17 protein-coding genes and 1 riboswitch are annotated in these 18,393 nt (G+C 62.9%); of the genes, 8 read left to right on the plus strand and 9 right to left on the minus strand.

What is annotated here, in order from left to right:
• Window positions 1-31: 31 nt before the first annotated feature.
• The 3 genes from RHP72_RS17140 to RHP72_RS17150 form a co-directional block, all read right to left on the minus strand.
• Window positions 32-1,390: a peptidase MA family metallohydrolase gene (locus tag RHP72_RS17140; protein ID WP_223304499.1), complete on the minus strand. Its 1,359-nt coding sequence runs from the start codon at window positions 1,388-1,390 to the stop codon at window positions 32-34.
• A gap of 74 nt (window positions 1,391-1,464) precedes the next feature.
• A complete protein-coding gene (locus RHP72_RS17145; RefSeq protein WP_003941704.1) occupies window positions 1,465-2,517 on the minus strand; it encodes a C40 family peptidase in 1,053 nt (350 codons plus the stop codon).
• Between the two features lie 324 nt (window positions 2,518-2,841).
• The gene (locus RHP72_RS17150) at window positions 2,842-3,399 is read right to left on the minus strand and encodes a C40 family peptidase (protein WP_003941754.1); all 558 of its coding nucleotides are present in this window, start codon (window positions 3,397-3,399) and stop codon (window positions 2,842-2,844) included.
• A gap of 14 nt (window positions 3,400-3,413) precedes the next feature.
• Window positions 3,414-3,592: riboswitch (cyclic di-AMP (ydaO/yuaA leader) on the minus strand.
• A 522-nt stretch (window positions 3,593-4,114) separates the two neighbouring features.
• Between RHP72_RS17150 and RHP72_RS17155 the strand changes: the two genes are divergently transcribed.
• Entirely contained in the window at window positions 4,115-5,875 is a 1,761-nt protein-coding gene (locus RHP72_RS17155; RefSeq protein WP_311093632.1) for a DEDD exonuclease domain-containing protein, read from the plus strand.
• Window positions 5,876-5,953: 78 nt separating this feature from the next.
• Window positions 5,954-6,229, plus strand: coding sequence for an Lrp/AsnC family transcriptional regulator (locus tag RHP72_RS17160; protein WP_003941677.1), 276 nt, complete (start codon window positions 5,954-5,956; stop codon window positions 6,227-6,229).
• 8 nt (window positions 6,230-6,237) lie between these two features.
• Here RHP72_RS17160 and trpD read toward each other — a convergent pair whose 3' ends face one another.
• A complete protein-coding gene (gene trpD / locus RHP72_RS17165) occupies window positions 6,238-7,329 on the minus strand; it encodes an anthranilate phosphoribosyltransferase (protein WP_003941751.1) in 1,092 nt (363 codons plus the stop codon).
• Window positions 7,330-7,468: 139 nt separating this feature from the next.
• Window positions 7,469-7,957, minus strand: a complete 489-nt coding sequence (locus tag RHP72_RS17170; RefSeq protein ID WP_054826532.1) for a hypothetical protein — start codon at window positions 7,955-7,957, stop codon at window positions 7,469-7,471.
• Window positions 7,958-8,084: 127 nt separating this feature from the next.
• Between RHP72_RS17170 and RHP72_RS17175 the strand changes: the two genes are divergently transcribed.
• From RHP72_RS17175 to RHP72_RS17190, 4 genes are all read left to right on the plus strand, one after another.
• Window positions 8,085-8,696 carry a heme-copper oxidase subunit III gene (locus RHP72_RS17175; protein WP_007730060.1) on the plus strand — a complete coding sequence of 204 codons (612 nt, stop codon included), beginning with the start codon at window positions 8,085-8,087 and terminating at the stop codon, window positions 8,694-8,696.
• A 64-nt stretch (window positions 8,697-8,760) separates the two neighbouring features.
• Window positions 8,761-9,612, plus strand: a complete 852-nt coding sequence (locus RHP72_RS17180; RefSeq protein ID WP_003941682.1) for a cytochrome c — start codon at window positions 8,761-8,763, stop codon at window positions 9,610-9,612.
• Window positions 9,609-10,751 (plus strand): ubiquinol-cytochrome c reductase iron-sulfur subunit, encoded by a 1,143-nt coding sequence (locus RHP72_RS17185; RefSeq protein WP_007730058.1) that lies wholly within the window; start codon window positions 9,609-9,611, stop codon window positions 10,749-10,751. The genes RHP72_RS17180 and RHP72_RS17185 overlap by 4 nt, the downstream gene beginning before the upstream one ends.
• A gap of 59 nt (window positions 10,752-10,810) precedes the next feature.
• A complete protein-coding gene (locus tag RHP72_RS17190) occupies window positions 10,811-12,415 on the plus strand; it encodes a cytochrome bc complex cytochrome b subunit (RefSeq protein ID WP_007730057.1) in 1,605 nt (534 codons plus the stop codon).
• 149 nt (window positions 12,416-12,564) lie between these two features.
• On the opposite strand, the gene RHP72_RS17195 is transcribed toward RHP72_RS17190, so the two are convergent.
• Entirely contained in the window at window positions 12,565-12,861 is a 297-nt protein-coding gene (locus tag RHP72_RS17195; RefSeq protein ID WP_019748908.1) for an antibiotic biosynthesis monooxygenase, read from the minus strand.
• 66 nt (window positions 12,862-12,927) lie between these two features.
• Between RHP72_RS17195 and RHP72_RS17200 the strand changes: the two genes are divergently transcribed.
• Window positions 12,928-13,317, plus strand: a complete 390-nt coding sequence (locus tag RHP72_RS17200; protein ID WP_030537047.1) for a DUF3224 domain-containing protein — start codon at window positions 12,928-12,930, stop codon at window positions 13,315-13,317.
• A gap of 109 nt (window positions 13,318-13,426) precedes the next feature.
• On the opposite strand, the gene RHP72_RS17205 is transcribed toward RHP72_RS17200, so the two are convergent.
• A complete protein-coding gene (locus RHP72_RS17205) occupies window positions 13,427-13,843 on the minus strand; it encodes a cytochrome c oxidase subunit 4 (RefSeq protein WP_003941723.1) in 417 nt (138 codons plus the stop codon).
• Window positions 13,844-13,882: 39 nt separating this feature from the next.
• Window positions 13,883-14,947 carry a cytochrome c oxidase subunit II gene (locus RHP72_RS17210; RefSeq protein WP_030537048.1) on the minus strand — a complete coding sequence of 355 codons (1,065 nt, stop codon included), beginning with the start codon at window positions 14,945-14,947 and terminating at the stop codon, window positions 13,883-13,885.
• Window positions 14,948-15,266: 319 nt separating this feature from the next.
• Between RHP72_RS17210 and asnB the strand changes: the two genes are divergently transcribed.
• On the plus strand, window positions 15,267-17,192 hold the full coding sequence (gene asnB / locus RHP72_RS17215) for an asparagine synthase (glutamine-hydrolyzing) (protein WP_283377206.1): 1,926 nt from the start codon (window positions 15,267-15,269) through the stop codon (window positions 17,190-17,192).
• Window positions 17,193-17,255: 63 nt separating this feature from the next.
• On the opposite strand, the gene RHP72_RS17220 is transcribed toward asnB, so the two are convergent.
• Window positions 17,256-18,233, minus strand: a complete 978-nt coding sequence (locus RHP72_RS17220) for a carbohydrate kinase family protein (protein WP_003941700.1) — start codon at window positions 18,231-18,233, stop codon at window positions 17,256-17,258.
• Window positions 18,234-18,393 lie beyond the last annotated feature (160 nt).

Below are 18,393 nucleotides of genomic sequence, written 5' to 3' on the forward strand. Positions count from 1 at the left end.
CGCCGCTGCAATCGACCCAGCCGCGAACCGCTCAGCCCAGATGGCTGTTGGTCCAGTCGACCCATCCGGCTCGCAGTTCCTCGGTTCCGACGCCAACGACCGCTCGGATCCGCGAATCGAGGTCTTCGGCCGTCATCTTTCCGGAGGCGAGAGCGCGAAAGAGGTCGGTCAGCTTTGCTTCTCCGAATCGATCGGCGATATACGCGTTGATCGACCACGCCGATTCGTACGCCAGTGAACTCACGACCGGTACACCGCTGAACTGCGTGTCGTCCGGAAACTCGGTCGGAGTATCGCCGGAGCGTACCGCTGCTGCCAGAGTCGGCGCGATCTCACCCCAGGCCCGCGAGGATCCACGGTTTCCCGCGTATTCGGCAAACCCTTCCAATACCCACATCGGCGACCCGTCACGGGTTTTCGATCGGGCGGCTATGTGCATCAGTTCGTGGCGCAACACCGTTCGCCTGGTGATGTCGGTCAACCTCGAAGCCGCGGCAGGCGAGAAGACCACCCGCTGGCCGCTCACGTCGGAAGACCCGTCCGCCGTCGCATCCGCGACCGACACTGCAGCAATCGAAGCGCCGTCGTGATGGGAGCCGACCAGTGCGGTGAATTCCTCAGCGGACCCCGCCACCATGAGCACCGCGCGCTCGGACCACCACGGCCCCCACAACTGCGTCGTGTTCTCGATGGCTGAGTCCACATCGGCAGCCAAAGCGTCGACGAACGCCTGCTGACCCGGGTGGCCGATCACCAGCGCGTTACCCGCAGAATTCTCGGCGACGGCAAGCGGGCCGAAGTCCCAGGGGCCGTTCCAGGATTCGCCCGCCGTTCGGGCGCCGTCCAGTCCGACGATCGACCCGTCCGCAAGAACCGACCACTGATCGCCGCGTTTCGCGAGCGTCATGGACACTGCCTTGCGCGTGGGCAATGCGTCGACGCCGTCGAGGGCGTACCGCAACAGAACTTGCGCATTCCATACTTCGACGTCTCCGCCCGGCGCACCGGTTCGCGGCGCCGGAGTCAGGCCGCCGCTGGGAATCTCGTATCCCCAGTCGGAGAATTCGAGCGCTCCCGCAGCAGTGGCTCGTCGAACTTCCGCCTCGAGCACACCGGGTGCGGCGGCACTGTCGACGAACTTCGCCAGCCCCGACGGATCGTCGGACATCTGAGCCGCGGCCCATGCATCGAGAAAGCTCTGGACTTGAGCGCTGCGTTCCGCGTCCTGTTCGGCGGCGGCATTTTCGTCGGAATCGGACCTGTTCGTCAGGAAGATCGTCAGGCCCAGAACGAGCACCACGGCTACACCGAGCGCCACGAGGGCCGGATACTCCCAACGGCGTGGTCGATCTGCGCCGACGTCGGGCGTCGTCATCGGTTCAGTCGGCACGGTGCCGAGTGTAGGAGAACTCGACTCGACGCTTCACGGCGGCTGGCCACACGCCACTCAGGCGCAGCAAGCCGTCAGTAACGACGCGCAGTGGAGAACTCCATGCCTGCCATCGACTGGACCTTCACCGGTACGCCGAACGTCGACGCATGCAGAATGTTTCCGTCGCCGGCGTAGATGCCGACATGCGAGTTGTCGCTGTAGAAAGTCACGACGTCGCCGGGCTGTAGTTGGTCCCTCGACACCGGTACACCGCCCTGCGCCTGCGCTTGGCTCGATCGCGGCAGAGTCTTTCCGATCTGCTTGTAGGCCCACACCACCAGACCTGAGCAGTCGAACTCGTTCGGGCCGGTCGCGCCCCAGACGTACGGGTCACCGATCCGCGTGAGGCCTGCCTGCAGAGCAGCAGCACCCGAGCCAGGGGTCAAGTTAGCCAGAATTTTGCTGAGATCGACGTCCGGCGGGAAAGGCGTACCGCTCAGTTGGTTACGTTCGTCGTCGGTGAGATTCTGGAAGGCTTTGGTCACGTCGGCGATCTGCGTCTGCAGTTCACTCTGCTTGCGCTGCAAATCGTCACTGAGCGCGCGGGCTTGATCGGCGGCGGTTCGCGCTTCTTCGGCCGATCGCTTCGACGCTTCCGAGGCGGCACGCGCATCGGCAGTGGCTTGGTTGAACTGAGAGACCTGTACTGCCGCGTCGTTGGAAATCACGTCGAGCGCAGACATCTGGTCGAGCAACTGCTGCGGCGAGTCGCTCACCATCAACGCAAAGAGGCGATTGGTTCGCGCACCCTGGTAATTCGCTGTGGCAATACGGTTTACCGCCGGAGCGAACTCGGCGACGCGCGCCGAAGCCGCGTCGAGAAGACCCTGATCGGCTGCCGATCGCACGTCCGCATCATTCGCGACTGCCAGCTTCGCGTCGAGGTCGATCTGCGCGTTGTGCAGCGCTTCGTTGGTCTGCTCGGAAACCCGGGAGAGTTCACCGAGCTTGTCGAGCGCCTCGGTGGGGTTGGTGATGACGGGGTCGGCACCGGCCTGCATCGAAGGCCCTGCAACGAGTCCGAACGCCAGCACTCCCACTGTTAATGCGGCCCGTACTCGACTGTTGTTTTTCGATGAAACCACGGAATGCAACTCTCCGTCTCGGTGAAGCGACGCCGACCGGGGCCGGTCGACGATCTGTTAGCTGGCTGTCAACTATCCACAGTACCTGTCTCGGCCGCGCAATGTCTCGATAAGGTTACGGAACGGCATACGTTTGTGTCTACTCGCCGGTAGGCGTGTCGGGGTGAAGTACCGGGCGAATTGTCGCGAAACGAAAATGTGGGCCCCGAATCGAAGATTCGAGGCCCACATTCGAAGATCCGGAGCTCCCCCGAGCTCCGCCGCATCACAGCGGCGGATCGTTCCGACTGCCTACCGGAGACAGCCGTCGAGCGTGTTCAGAAATCAGTAACGGCGAGCGCCGTCGTACGGCATCGAGGACACCGGAGCGAGCTTCACGGGCTGACCAGCGGTCGACGCGTGGATGACATTGCCGTTACCGGCGTAGATGCCCGAATGCGATCCGCCGTAGAAGGAGATCACGTCGCCGACCTGAAGATCGGACTGTGCGACGGCAACGCCGGCTGCAGCCTGGTCGTAGCTCGTGCGAGGCAGGTTGAGACCGGCCTGCTTGTATGCCCACTGAACGAGACCGGAGCAGTCGAATGCGTCCGGGCCGGCTGCGCCGTACACGTACGGGGAGCCCAGCTTGCTCTCTGCGGCGCGAACTGCCTGCTCACCAACACTGGAGATGGGAGCGGCCGGTGCAGCCGGTGCGATGTCGGTGATGCCCGGAATGACCGGCAACTGAGGAATAGAAACGCCCGGAACCTCGAACGTGCCGACGCCGGGGATGGTGATGGGGTCTGCCGAGGCAGGTGCAGCGGTTGCAGCGAATGCTCCGACTGCGAGCGCGCCGGCTACTGCCAACTGCGCTGAACGCTTGAAACTCTGTGACGCCACTTAAGGGGTGCTCCATTTCTTCCATTCATCCGCCGACCGAGTTAGCTGACGGGTTCGGGCTGGGAAGATCAGCCCTACCCGCGTGGTCTGCAGCGATCCTGCGTGCTGCACCCCAGGCGGGATTCACCCCAGTGGAAACTTGGGTTCCCGGTTCGGGTTCCTCGCGGAGATCCCGATTAGGCGGTTCCTGACGATGCCGGTCCTGTTTGGTCCGGCAAGACTTCGTTAGGTCTCAGGAAGGTTACGAAATGATCGCGACGATGTCGACCGCTTCGTGACAATCGTGCCCGATTCGCCGGAAATCGTGGTGCCGCGCCCGCGATACGCCCGGCGGGTCACGGGGAGATAACAACAGGTCGGTTCGGCGACCCACTCCAGGCCGTCAAACCCGCGCCCGCTACCCACTGCCAAGGCTCACCAAACCCGACAATCCGATCTTCCATGCAGTTCAACGATGATTACTTGAAACTAGAACTTGTTCCGGTCACGGACGCGGTTTCAGCCGTCGACAGACGCACCGAAGACCCCCTCGACTCGCCCTACTCACAAGTAGGCGCGCGTCCACATTCGCGAGTTCCCACCGCAAGTGTGATCCTCGTCTCTCCTACTTTTGTCGGGCGTTCATCGACCGATTTCGCAACGGAAGTCCGTGCGGGTCGGATTCCGTGTCTGCACTCTCGAATTCGTGTCGGGGGGTACTTCTACTGTCTGCGGTGTGAGTCCCGCCTCGGCCCGAGAATCTCCGTCTCCGCCCCCGTTCTCCGACGGGGAGAAGTTCGACGTCGGGCGGCAACTGAGCTTCGACGAACTGGACACACCGCTGAGCGAGACAACATTTGTCGTCGTCGACCTCGAGACCACAGGGGGCAGCGCCGACCAGGACTCCATCACCGAGATCGGCGCCGTCAAGATCCGCGGCGGCGAGGTACTGGGCGAAATGGCAACACTCGTCGACCCCGGCCGGTCGATTCCGCCGTACATAGTCGAACTGACCGGAATCACCACAGCCATGCTGATCGGTGCACCTCCCATCGAACGTGTCCTGCCTGCTTTTCTCGAGTTCGCCGAGGGCGCGGTGCTGGTGGCACACAACGCGCCGTTCGACATCGGTTTCCTCAAAGCAGCGGCGTCACGCAGCGCGCGCCCGTGGCCTGCGTTCCGTGTCCTGTGCACCGTCAAACTCGCCCGGCGCGTACTCACACGCGACGAAGCACCTTCGGTGAAGCTCTCCGCACTCGCCCATCTCTTCCAAGTGACCACCCAGCCGACGCACCGGGCTCTCGACGACGCGCGTGCGACCGTCGACGTCCTCCACGGACTGATCGACAGGGTCGGAAACCAGGGTGTCCACAGTTACAGCGAACTAGTCGACTACCTGCCCAACATTTCCTCGCATCAACGGGCCAAACGGTCCTTCGCCGCAAACCTGCCGCGAAGCCCCGGTGTCTACCTTTTCCGCGGTCCTTCCGACGAAGCCCTCTACATAGGAACTGCTACCGACCTTCGACGCCGCGTCCGCAACTACTTCACCGGTTCGGAGACCCGCGGCCGGATGAAGGAAATGGTCGCGCTGGCCACCCGTGTGGACCATGTCGAGTGCGCGCACGCTCTCGAGGCCGGGGTGCGTGAACTACGACTGCTGAGCGCGCATGCGCCGCCGTACAACCGTCGCTCCAAGTTTCCCAAGCGAGGTTGGTGGATCACCCTCACCGACGAGGCGTTTCCGAGACTGTCCGTGGTTCGCACGCCCACGGCCGATTCGATCGGCCCGTTCACCTCTCGCGCCGACGCAGTCGACGTCGCCGACACCGTCGCAGAGTTCAGTCGTCTGCGCACGTGTACCAAGCGTCTCGGACGCGGCGCCGTTCACGGCCCTGACTGCCCCGCTCGCGAACTGGGGGCGTGTCCAGCCTCCTGGACCCCGGAAATCAACGCAGAGGACTACGCGGCCGCCCCTGAGGCCGTGCGTGGATTCTTCCGAGGAACCAACGACGCTCCCCTCCAACAGATGCAGGCCCGGATCGACGAGCTGTCCGCACACGCGTTGTTCGAGAATGCTGCTCGTCTGCGTGACCGAACGGTCGCAGTCGCCACCGCAGTGCGGCGCACTCAGCGACTCGCTGCAGTCGCGGCGATCGAACAACTCGTTCTCGCCCGCCCCACCGGAGACGGCGGCTGGGAGCTGTCGGTGATCCGGTCCGGGCGTCTCGCGTCCGCCGGGCTCGCCAGACGTGGGACTCACCCGATGCCCGTCGTCGACGCCATCACCGCGGCGGCCGAAACCGTCCTACCGGACGACGCCCCGTTCCGCGGCGCGTCACCCGAAGAACTGGGACTGATCGCAAGGTGGCTCTCGTCGGACGGTGTCCGAATCGTGTCGGCGACGTCCGGATACGTCGAACCTGTGAGCGGCGCCGGCAAGTGGGAAGCCTGGTGCCGACTCGCCCGAGCCGGAACCGAATCCGAACATCGATGACGTAACGGCGGGGCGGCACCCCTAAGCTCGATCGAAACCACCGGGTCATCACAACCCGCAGGGAAATCGAGGAGAGAAATGATCAACGCCATCGTCATGATTCACGCCGAGTCCGCTCGGATCCCGGAAACCGCGCAGGCCGTCGCCGACCTGTCCGGAGTGACCGAGGTCTACTCGTGCGCAGGTGACGTCGATTTGATCGCCATCGTGAAAGTGCGTGACCACGCCCAGATCGCCGACGTGGTCACCGGAGGAATCAACAAGGTGCCCGGCGTTCTCCGAACCGCCACACACATTGCGTTCCAGTCATTCTCCAGCGCAGACGTCGAGGCCGGTTTCTCGCTGGGTGAATAGCCCCTCGATCAGGCTTGGTCGGCCAGCTCGGCGGTGAGCGCCGCCCACTTGTGAAGCAGTTCAGCGCCCGCGCCGCTGTCGATCGCGGCAGCGGCTGCAGTCATCCCGGCAGAGATCGCACTCTCGAGATCGTCGCCGACACCGTTGAATGCCGCGATGGCTGCTCCCGCGTTCAGCAGGACCGCGTCCCGGACCGGCCCCTTCTGCCCGGAAAGCAGCGTTCTGGCGACGGTGGCGTTGATTTCGGCGTCGCCTCCACGCAACTCTTCGAGAGGAACGCGGTCGATTCCGAGGTCACGCGGATCCAGCGTGACAGTTCGCACACTTCCACCGCCGACGATGTGAACCGTCGACGTCGTCGATGTGGTCAGTTCGTCCAGTCCGTCGTCTCCCCGTACCACCAACGCCGAATTGCCGCGCTGCGCAAGGACTCCCGCGACGACCGAGATCAGTTTCGGAAATGCGCACCCGATCAGCCCGGCACGCGGACGAGCCGGATTGGTCAGTGGACCGAGCACGTTGAATGCCGTCGGAATGCCGATTTCCTTGCGAGGCACCGCCGCAAAGCGCAGTGCGGGATGGAAGACCGGCGCGAAACAAAAGCCGATGCCGACCTCTTCGACGCACCTCGCAACCTGCTCCGGCCCGAGGTTGATGCGAACGCCGAGCGCCTCGAGCACGTCGGCGCCACCGCTCTTGGACGAAGCAGCGCGGTTGCCGTGCTTGACAACTCGCACACCGGACGCGGCAACCACGATCGAGGCCATCGTCGAGATGTTCACCGTGTTGGAGCGGTCACCACCCGTGCCGACGATGTCGACGACGTCGGAATCGACCGGCACGCGCCTGGAGTGTTCGAGCATCGCGGCGGCGAGCCCTTCCAACTCCGCGGGGGTTTCTCCCTTCATCTTCAGACCGACCCCGAAAGCAGCGATCTGAGCGGAGGTGGCGTTGTCCGACATGATCTCGCCCATAGCCCAGCGACTGTCGGCTTCCGACAAGTCACTGCCGTCCGTGAGCAAACCGAGAATCATCGGCCAGGACCGCACCACTGCACTCGAATCGACGTTCACGGCGTTGGATGCGTCGGTGCCGGCCATAGTGCCTTGGTCCCCTGTCGTTCAAGTGGGCTGGATTTCGAGCTGTCGTTTCGAGCTGTCGTTTCGCGCTGCCATTTTGTGCTGCCGATGACCCTCGCAGCCTAGTCAGTGAGGTAACGAGGAAACCGAATAGGGCCGCTCAGGACTTTCTGCGACCGCGTTTGGGCGGCGCCTCCGCAAGTATCGGGGGCTGGAGCGCGTCCCACCCGGCGACCGAACCACCGAGTCGCTGCGCCAGACCAGCCATTCGTGACCGCTCCTGGGAGCAATGCAGGGCGTCAAGCACCTGGACACGCTCGAAGACGACGCGAACCGAATTCTCGACCACCGGAGTCACGTCCTCGGGCCGACTCGAGCCTCGCACATATCCGTCCTGGGCGACGATGCTCTCGGCATCGGCTACCGAGCCCTCCGGGAGGTCGAGATGATGCCGCAGAACCACTTCGGACTCCGCCCTGAACTCCGGCTCGGTGGAGGCGGCACGTTCGAGAGCCGTCGAGCTCGCCTCGGCGTCGTCGAAGCCTTCGGCAACGACGACCAGATCCGACCGCCCTGCATCGAGCGGTGTCGGAATCTTCGTGCCGAAAATTCTCAGGAACCACGGTCTACTCTTGTGTGTAGCTGCCATCGCGCCAGCATATTCCGACCACGCCACCAGCGCGTTCGCCGCTCGATCCCGCGAACTCGAGCCGAGCGACGCGCCGATGGTGGACCCGAGTGGTCGTCTCTTACGACGAAGCGTCATACTTCTGTCTGTGACGAGCGCAGTAGGGACTTCAGGATCGGCAATCACCCAACGCGTGCACTCGCTGAACCGGCCGAATATGGTCAGCGTTGGCACCATCGTGTGGTTGTCAAGTGAGCTCATGTTCTTCGCAGGGCTCTTTGCCATGTACTTCGTGGCACGAGCTCAGGCGAACGGAAATTGGCCGCCGGAGCCAACCGAATTGAACCTTTATCTGGCCGTGCCGGTGACCTTGGTGCTTATCGCATCTTCGTTCACCTGCCAGATGGGTGTCTTCGCGGCTGAGCGTGGCGACGTCTTCGGACTTCGTCGCTGGTACACCATCACCTTGGTCATGGGGGCGTTCTTCGTCGCCGGCCAGGGTTACGAGTACTACCACCTCGTGCACGAGGGCACCACGATTTCGAGCAGCGTGTACGGCTCGGTGTTCTACATGACCACCGGCTTCCACGGTCTGCACGTCATCGGCGGTCTCATCGCCTTCGTCTTCTTGATCGCACGTACCCGGGTCAGCAAGTTCACGCCCGCCCAGGCCACCGCCGCGATCGTTGTTTCGTACTACTGGCACTTTGTCGACATCGTGTGGATCGCGCTGTTTGCCACGATTTATTTCATCCGTTAATCAGCTGTACGCCCCAGGCAGCCCCTGACGTCCAGTTCCGTCCCGACATACCAAAGGGATACAGATGAGTTCATCCCCCCCTCCCGCATCCGATAACTCAGCGAATGCCGCGAAGTCGCGTCGCCAGCGGAAAATCCGCCGGCGCGTCACTGGCGCGCTCGTATTGATGATGGGATTGATCAGCGCAGGTTTCCTCGCTTCGGCGTTGACACCAGCTCCGCAGGTTGCGACCGCCAGTGACGACTCAGCAGCCCTGATTCGTGAAGGCAAGCAGCTGTACGACACGTCATGCATCACGTGCCACGGCGCGAACTTGCAGGGCGTGCAGGACCGCGGTCCCAGCCTCATCGGCGTCGGCGAAGCAGCCGTGTACTTCCAGGTCTCCTCTGGTCGTATGCCGGCAGCTCGCAACGAGGCCCAGGCTGCACGCAAGGACCCCAAGTTCGATGCTGCGCAGACCGACGCCCTCGGCGCTTTCATCCAGGCCAACGGCGGCGGCCCGACGCTCATCCGCGACGAGAACGGCGAAATCGCCCAGTCCTCGCTGCGCGGTGGCGACGTCGGACGCGGCAGTGAGCTCTTCCGGCTCAACTGCGCGTCGTGCCACAACTTCACCGGCCGCGGTGGCGCACTGTCCTCGGGCAAGTACGCCCCGGTCCTGGATCCGGCCAGCGAGCAGCAGATCTACGCTGCCATGGTTACCGGTCCCCAGAACATGCCGAAGTTCTCGGATCGTCAGCTGACGATCGAGGAGAAGAAGGACATCATCGCCTACGTCAAGTCGTCGGGCGAGTCGAAGGACCCCGGTGGGTACGGGCTCGGTGGCCTCGGTCCGGCCTCTGAGGGTCTCGCCATGTGGGCCGTCGGAATCATCGCTGTCGTCGGTGCAGCATTGTGGATCGGAGCAAGGTCATGAGCGACGCTGGCCAGCATGGCGGCGATACGCCTAAGAAGTACACAGATGAAGAGCTCGACGCGATGTCACGCGACGACCTGGTCAAGCTGGGTACCAATCTCGATGGCGTCGATGTCGTCTACCGCCGTGATCGTTGGTCGGTAAAGGGCACCAGGGCGGAAAAGCGCGCCGAGCGCAACGTCGCCTTCTGGTTCGGCCTCGCCGGCGTTTCGGCGATCGCGTTCATCGCGATCTACCTGTTCTGGCCCTGGGAGTACGCAGGCGCCGGTGACGAGAACTACGGCAAGTACAGCCTGTACACCCCGCTGATCGGCTTGACCATGGGTCTGGCGATCCTCGGCGTCGGCATCGGTGCCGTTCAGTTCACGAAGAAGTTCATCCCCGAAGAGGTCTCGATCCAGGACCGCCACGACGGTGGTTCCACCGAGGTCGATCGTCGCACGATCGTCGCCGAGCTCGGCGACACCCTCGAGACGTCCACCCTCCCCCGCCGCAAGGCCATCAAGCGCAGCTTGATGTTCGGCGGCGGCGCACTCGGCGTCATGATGGTCATGCCCCTCGGCGGACTCATCAAGAACCCGTGGGCCAAGGGCGACGACTCACCTCTGTGGGTGTCCGGCTGGACCCCGAACTACCCGGGCGAGACCATCTACCTGCGTCGTGACACCGGCCGTCCCGAGGACATCGTCCTCGTTCGCCCGGAAGATCTCGATGCCGGTTCGATGGAAACGGTCTTCCCGTTCCGCGAGTCCGACCGTGGCGACGAGCACGCTCTGCTCGCAGCACTGCGCGGCATTCGTAACTCGGTGATGCTCATCCGCCTCCGCACGGAAGACACCGCGCGTGTCACCAAGCGTAAGGGCCAGGAAAGCTTCAACTACGGCGATTACTTCGCCTACTCGAAGATCTGCACCCACCTGGGTTGCCCCACCTCGCTCTACGAACAGCAGAGCAACCGTATTCTGTGCCCCTGCCACCAGTCGCAGTTCGACGCACTGACCTACGGCAAGCCGATCTTCGGTCCCGCTGCTCGCGCACTTCCGCAGTTGCCTATTACAGTGAACGAAGAGGGCTTCCTGGTCGCCGACGGTGACTTCATCGAAGCACTCGGCCCGGCATTTTGGGAGCGTCGACCGTGACCACAACAACAACCAAACCGTCCAAGATCAGCGCGGCAGCGGCTGGACAAGCGGAGGCTATGGACTCCCGCTACCACCTCGCCGCAGGCATGCGCCGGCAGATCAACAAGGTCTTCCCGACGCACTGGTCCTTCATGCTCGGCGAGATCGCGCTCTACAGCTTCGTGATCCTGCTGATCTCCGGTGTGTTCCTGACGCTGTTCTTCGATCCGTCGATGGCACACGTCGTCTACCAGGGCGCATACCAGCCGCTTCGCGGTGTCACGATGTCTCGCGCCTACGAGACGACCCTGAACATCTCCTTCGAGGTGCGCGGCGGTCTCTTCGTTCGCCAGATTCACCACTGGGCTGCACTGATGTTCGCGGCGTCGATCATCGTTCACCTCGCTCGCATCTTCTTCACCGGCGCCTTCCGTCGCCCACGTGAAGCGAACTGGGTCATCGGCTGCCTGCTGCTCATCCTGGCGATGTTCGAAGGCTTCTTCGGTTACACCATCCCCGACGACCTGCTCTCGGGCACCGGCCTCCGCGCCGCCTTCGGTGGTATCACGATGAGTATCCCGATCGTCGGTACCTGGATGCACTGGCTGATCTTCGACGGCGACTTCCCCGGCGACCTCATCATCCCGCGTCTCTACGTCGCTCACGTGCTGCTGTTCCCGGGCATCATCCTGGCTCTGATCGCCGGCCACCTCGCGTTGGTCTGGTACCAGAAGCACACGCAGTTCCCCGGCCCCGGCCGTACGGAACAGAACGTCGTCGGCGTCCGCATCCTCCCGGTCTTCGCGATGAAGGGTGGCGCGTTCTTCGCCATGACCTTCGGCGTGCTCGCACTGCTCGGTGGTCTGTTCCAGATCAACCCCGTGTGGAACATCGGTCCGTACAACCCGTCACAGGTCTCGGCAGGTTCCCAGCCCGATATCTACATGATGTGGACGGACGGCCTTGCTCGACTGTGGCCGGCGTGGGAGATCTACCTGTTCAACCGGTACACGATCCCTGCAGTGTTCGCCGTCGCCCTGATCATGGGCCTCGTCTTCGCACTGTTGATCGCGTACCCGTGGATCGAGAAGCGTCTCACCGGAGACGACGCTCACCACAACATCCTGCAGCGCCCGCGCGACGTGCCGGTCCGTACCGCTATCGGTGCGATGTCCATCGCGTTCTACCTGGTGCTCACGATCTCCTGCATCAACGACATCATCGCGTACCACCTGCACATCTCGCTGAACGCAATGACGTGGATCGGCCGTATCGGCATGGTCATCCTTCCGCCCATCGCGTACTTCGTGACGTACCGGTTCTGCATCGGCCTGCAGCGCAGTGACCGTGCAGTCCTCGAACACGGCATCGAGACCGGCATCATCAAGCGGATGCCGAACGGCCAGTACATCGAGATCCACCAGCCGCTCGGCCCCGTCGACGAGCACGGACACCCGATCCCGCTCGAGTACCAGGGTGCTGCTGTCCCGAAGAAGATGAACAAGCTCGGCCTCGCCGGCAAGCCCGGTAGCGGTAGCCTGATCACCGCTGACCCAGTCGAGGAGAGCGAGGCTCTCGAAGCCGCTCATCACGAAGCTGAGCACGAGCAGCTTCAGATCCTTCTGGACTACCAGAACCGAACCAACGGCAAGTCCGATGGTTCCAGTGGAGAACTCCACTAAGAACGTCAGTTGACCAGTGAGGCCCCGAACCGGATTCCGGTTCGGGGCCTCACTCGTTCTCTGAGCGATTCAGTATGGACAACCTCCAAGTGGGCACCACTCCCCCGGCTCGTCGTCTGAGCGCCGACAACAGCAGGCACTACGCTTTGCTAGACCTCGAGCACAGTCGAATAGTGCTCCACCGTCGGGAACGGCTCGTAGAAGTGATGGAGAAGTTCTCGCCACTTCTCGTATCCTGGCGACTTACGGAACCCGATGGTGTGTGACTCCACGTCTTCCCACTCGACCAGCAGGAGATATCGCTCCGGTGATTCCAGGCAGTGCGAGAGCCGCAGCCTGATGAATCCGGGAACCTCGGAGATGATGGTTCGGGCCACGTCGAATGCGGCCTCGAAACGCGCTGACTGCGACGGATCGACCTGCAGGACGGCATGTTCGAGAATCATCTACCGAGTGTTGCACGTTCTCGGGAGTCCCCTCGAGGCGTTGTCGCCTGGTGAGATACTCGGACCATGACATCCCATGCACGCGGCACCTTCGAGATCGATCTTCGCCCCGCCGATCCTGAGCTCTCCGGACGCGTCGGACGCTTCGAGTTCGACAAGACGTTCATCGGCGGCGTCGAGGGCACGTCGTCCGGCCTGATGCTGTCCGCGGGCGATCCGACAGCCGGTGCAGCGGGCTATGTCGCTTTGGAGTTTGTCACGGGGCAGGTCGACGAAGCTGTGGGATCGTTCGCCCTGCAGCAGTTCGGTCAGATGATCGACGGAACGCAGAAGCTTCTGTACGAGATCGTGCCGGGGTCCGGAACCGGCGAGTTGAAGGGCATCGCAGGCACTCTCGAGCTGGAGGTCGTCGACGGTCTGCACCGCTACGACCTCGAATACTCGCTCCACGATTGACAGAGAGCGGTTGTTGACAGGCACCCTCCTACCACCGAAACTCACATAAACGACAACAGAGGCGCCGTACCCGGGTGGGTGCGGCGCCTCTGTTCGAGTGCGGGTGAAACTAGTGCTTCTCGGGTCCGGTGTAGTACTCGAACACCAGGCCTGCGGCTGCGGCGAGCACACAGACAACTGCGACTGCGATGAGCCACGGCTGGAAGTACGCCAGCGACACTGCCGCGAGTGCAGCAGCAGCGGCAAGCAGGATCGGCCAGAAGCTACCCGGGCTGAAGAAGCCCAGTTCTCCTGCACCATCCGAGATTTCAGCGTCGTCGTAGTCCTCGGGACGGGTGTCCAGACGACGGGCGACGAAGCGGAAGTAGGTACCCACGATGAGCGTCAGACCTGCAGACAGGACGATGGCCGTCAGTCCGGCCCACTCGATACCTGTGCGTGACAGAGCGGTGAACACTCCGTAGATGATCGCGACGAGAATGAAGAACATCGTCAGGATCTCGAAGAGCTTGGCTTCGATCTTCATATCAGCACTTGTCCTTGTTCAGTGAAGAGGCTGGCCGGCTCAGTTGCCTGCAGTGGCGACGGTTGCCTGACGGTACTCGCGGTCGGTGTTGAACGGCGTGGTCGACGTAGCCACCGGCGACTGACCGATTGCCTGCAGAGCCTCAGCGGTCGTCAGACCACCCTTGCCCTCCGCGTCACCCTTGCGCAGTTCGATGTACTTGGCGAAGTCCTCGGGCGAAACCGCACGAACCTCGAAGTTCATCATCGCGTGGAACGTGCCACACATTTCTGCACAACGCCCGACGAACGCGCCTTCCTTCTCGATCTCACTGATCTGGAAGATGTTGTCCGAGTGGTTCTCCTTGGGGTTCGGGAGAACGTCGCGCTTGAACAGGAACTCAGGCACCCAGAAAGCGTGGATGACGTCCGAGGAAGCAAGTTCGAACTGGATCCGCTTGCCGGTGGGCAGAACGAGGATTGGGATCTCCTGGCTGGAGCCGACGGTCTCGATCTTGTCGTAGTGCAGGTAGCTCAGGTCCTCGGTGCTGTTGCCGTGGATCGGGCCGGGGACTTCTTCCCCGTGTTCGTTCACGGTGGAACCCTCGGTCTTTGCAGCCTCTTCGGCCTCGACGTCGATTCCGTTGTACTTGGCGGAGCCGTCACCGAACTCGATGGAGCGGTAGCCGAACTTCCAGTTCCACTGGAAGGCCGTGACGTCTACAACGACGTCAGGGTTGTCCGTCTTGTCCAGAACATGGTTCTGAACGATGACGGTGAAGTAGAAGAGAACCGCGATGATGACGAAGGGAACTGCCGTGTAACCGAGTTCGAGCGGCACGTTGTATGCCGTCTGACGCGGGAATTCCGGCGAGTCCTTCTTCTTACGGTGGAAGATGACGGCCCAGAAGACCAACCCCCACACCAGCACACCCATGACGAGGGCGGCTACAACCGACCACGTCCACAGCTCACGCATGCGCGTCGCCTCCGGGGTGATGCCCGAAGGCCACCCGAAACGAAGCACTTCGTTGTCGATGGAGCAACCCGACAGCAGCAAGGCAGCAATGCCCAGAGATACTGCCAGCCCCGCTCGCCGAAGGATCCGACCTTGCGCCACGTTCACGCCTTCCTGATCGCCACAAAATTCAACTAGGGCATGCCCGGAGGGAAGGCCCAATTACTACGCAGCGTAGACCAAAGCCGGGCGCTATCCATCCTCGGGTCCTCGCCCGTGTCGCGGCGGACGTCACACAGCTCTCTCAGGTGCTGCTCAGGAACGGCTCAGGTCGTTTCGGCGACGCACATCACGTCGATTCGTTCCGCCGCGATCGGCAGGGACGTCGATCTGCGGCATACTTTCGTCAAGAGTTCGTTGACCTCTCCCCGACACTCGTGTCCGGGAGCCTTCTGTACAAAAATTCTGAATCGAGGAACCGGACGCTGTGTGTGGACTGCTCGGGCTACTGACATCTGGCGGAACCAGCGAGGACGCCGTCTCGCGGGTCGACCAGGCGATGCATTGCCTTCGTCACCGCGGGCCGGACGAACACGGGACGTGGAACGACGATCACCTCGTCTTCGGGTTCAACCGCCTGGCGATCATCGACATCGCTCATTCCCACCAGCCGCTGCGTTGGGGCCCACCGGAGAACCCGGAGCGTTATGCGCTCACGTTCAACGGCGAGATCTACAACTACTTGGAGATCCGCGCCGAACTGGTCAAGGACCACGACGCCGAGTTCTTCACCGAGGGCGACTCCGAGGCCATCGTCGCTGCATTCCACTACTGGGGTGAGGACGCGGTCCGGCGCCTGCGCGGAATGTTCGCGTTCGCGATCTGGGACACCGACACACGCGAGCTGTTCATCGCGCGCGATCCGTTCGGGATCAAGCCGCTGTTCATCGCGACCGGCGCCGGCGGCACCGCGTTCGGCAGCGAGAAGAAGAGCCTGCTCGAACTCACCGATCTGATCGGCATCGGTACCGAGCTGGATCCGCGTGCCATCGAGCACTACACCGTTCTGCAGTACGTACCGGAGCCGGAAACACTGCACAAGCAGATCCGCCGCCTGGAGTCGGGCAGCTTCGCTCGGGTGCGTCCGGGCGAGGAGCCCACGTTCACGCGGTATTTCACGCCGAAGTTCCCGGCCAAGCCTTTTGCACCTGGCACCGAGAAGGCGCGCTACCAGGAAATCGCCGAGGCACTCGAGGATTCGGTCGCCAAGCACATGCGTGCCGACGTCACCGTCGGTTCGTTCCTGTCCGGCGGTATCGACTCCACGGCGATCGCGGCGCTGGCGATGCGCCACAACCCCAACCTGATCACCTTCACGACCGGTTTCGAACGTGAGGGCTATTCCGAGGTCGACGTCGCTGCAGAATCTGCCGCAGCGATCGGCGCGAAGCACGTCGTCAAGGTGGTCTCCCCCGCCGAGTTCGCCGCTGCCATTCCCGAGATCGTCTGGTACCTCGACGACCCGGTAGCCGATCCGGCATTGATTCCGCTGTGGTTCATCGCGAAGGAAGCGCGCAAGCACGTCAAGGTCGTGCTGTCCGGCGAGGGTGCCGACGAGTTGTTCGGCGGCTACACGATCTACCGTGAGCCGTTGTCGCTCAAGCCTTTCGAGTACCTCCCCAAGGGGCTGCGTCGGGCCGCGGGCAAGTTGTCCGAACGCATCCCGGACGGCACTCGCGGCAAGAGCCTGCTCAATCGCGGTTCGTTGACCCTCGAGGAGCGCTACTACGGAAATGCTCGTAGCTTCAACGACGCTCAGCTCCGCGCCGTCCTGCGCGATTTCCGTCCGGAGTGGACGCACCAGGACGTCACTGCGCCGATCTACGCGCAGTCACTGGACTGGGATCCGGTTGCGCGGATGCAGCATCTCGACCTGTTCACCTGGCTGCGCGGCGACATCCTCGTCAAGGCAGACAAGATGACGATGGCCAACTCGCTGGAACTGCGTGTGCCGTTCCTCGATCCCGAGGTCTTCGACGTCGCGTCACGCGTACCGCTCGATCAGAAGATCACGAAGGACACGACCAAGTACGCACTGCGCCAGGCCCTGGAAGGCATTGTGCCGCACCATGTTCTGCACCGTGCGAAGCTCGGATTCCCGGTTCCCCTGCGCCATTGGCTGCGCGGCACCGAACTCTTCGACTGGGCACATCTGCAGATCGAGGAGTCGGGTACCGACCACATCTTCGACAAGCAGGCCGTCGTGAAGATGCTCAACGATCACCGCGAGGGCGTGTCCGACCACAGCCGACGCCTGTGGACCGTCCTGACCTTCATGGTCTGGCACGGAATCTTCGTGGAGAAGCGCATCGTGCCGCAGATCCAGGAGCCGGTGTACCCGGTCAATATCTAGGCCTTCGGCCCCGTGAGCGGTTAGGGAGTCTCCGAACTCCTCAACCACTCACGGGGCGGAGCCCTACTTCGGCAGGATCGTCGCGATCTCGTCCGCTGCCGCGCTGCCGTATGCGTCGGTAAGGCGCTTGAGTGCCTCGTCGCGATTGAACACCCACTCCTGCGTTCCCACGGTCTCGAGAATCAACACAGCGACCAAAGATCCCAACTGTGCAGCACGCTCGAAGCTCAGACCGGCGCCGTGTGCGAGCAGGAACCCGGCGCGGAAGCCGTCACCAACGCCCGTCGGATCCACCTTGCCGGTCTCGGGCACTACATCGACGCGCACCCAATTGCCTTCGGCGTCAACAATTTCCACACCCTTGGAGCCGAGGGTGGTGACACGGATGCCGACCTGCGCGCGGATCTCTTCCTCGCTCAGACCAGTCTTCTGCTGAAGCAGACCCCACTCGTACTCGTTGGTGAACAAGTACTTCGCGCCGTGAATGAGCGCCTTGGCCTCGTCACCGGACAGGCGGGCAAGCTGCTGCGACGGATCCGCTGCGAACGGAATCCCGAGCAGACGGCATTCGTCGGTATGGCGAACCATGGCCTCGGGGTCGTTGGCGCCGATCAGCACCAACTCGACTGCGCCCGCAGTCTTGGCCACTGCCGCGAGTTCGATCTCGCGAGCCTCGCTCATCGCACCGGGGTAGAACGACGCGATCTGCGCCATGTCCTCGTCGGTGGTGCACACGAAACGCGCCGTATGTGCCTTGTCCGAGATACGGACCGCGCTGCAGTCGACGCCGTTGTCCTCGAGCCACGTGCGGTACTCGGCGAAGTCGGCACCGACTGCGCCGACGAGTAGCGGGGACCCACCGAGCACGCCCATGGCGTAAGCGATGTTGCCGCCGACACCACCGCGGCGAATCACGAGATCGTCGACCAGGAAACTCAGCGAAACGTGGGCGAGCTGATCGGCGAGGAGCTGATCGGCGAAGCGGCCGGGGAAGCGCATCAAGTGGTCGGTGGCGATGGAACCGGTTACCGCAATAGTCACGGATCGTGGCCTTTCAGCGAAGTGAGTACAAGAATGAAAGAGGAGCAAAAGTTCACGTTACCGCCCGTAGCGCCGTCATCGGCGCCCGAGCTGTCGGATCGGAACGGTCTACGTACGAGTCACCACAAACAACTGACGCGAAACCGAATGTCGGTTCCGC

It is taken from the genome of Rhodococcus sp. SG20037, from assembly GCF_031763325.1.
Lineage (GTDB): Bacteria > Actinomycetota > Actinomycetes > Mycobacteriales > Mycobacteriaceae > Rhodococcus_F > Rhodococcus_F qingshengii.

Excerpts from the sequence above, each read along its gene's own strand:
- RHP72_RS17160 (WP_003941677.1), top strand. The coding sequence starts at position 5,954 with ATGATCAACGCCATCGTCATGATTCACGCCGAGTCCGCTCGGATCCCG.
- trpD (WP_003941751.1), bottom strand. The coding sequence starts at position 7,329 with ATGGCCGGCACCGACGCATCCAACGCCGTGAACGTCGATTCGAGTGCA.
- RHP72_RS17170 (WP_054826532.1), bottom strand. The coding sequence starts at position 7,957 with ATGGCAGCTACACACAAGAGTAGACCGTGGTTCCTGAGAATTTTCGGC.
- RHP72_RS17180 (WP_003941682.1), top strand. The coding sequence starts at position 8,761 with ATGAGTTCATCCCCCCCTCCCGCATCCGATAACTCAGCGAATGCCGCG.
- RHP72_RS17185 (WP_007730058.1), top strand. The coding sequence starts at position 9,609 with ATGAGCGACGCTGGCCAGCATGGCGGCGATACGCCTAAGAAGTACACA.
- RHP72_RS17190 (WP_007730057.1), top strand. The coding sequence starts at position 10,811 with ATGGACTCCCGCTACCACCTCGCCGCAGGCATGCGCCGGCAGATCAAC.
- RHP72_RS17195 (WP_019748908.1), bottom strand. The coding sequence starts at position 12,861 with ATGATTCTCGAACATGCCGTCCTGCAGGTCGATCCGTCGCAGTCAGCG.
- RHP72_RS17200 (WP_030537047.1), top strand. The coding sequence starts at position 12,928 with ATGACATCCCATGCACGCGGCACCTTCGAGATCGATCTTCGCCCCGCC.
- RHP72_RS17205 (WP_003941723.1), bottom strand. The coding sequence starts at position 13,843 with ATGAAGATCGAAGCCAAGCTCTTCGAGATCCTGACGATGTTCTTCATT.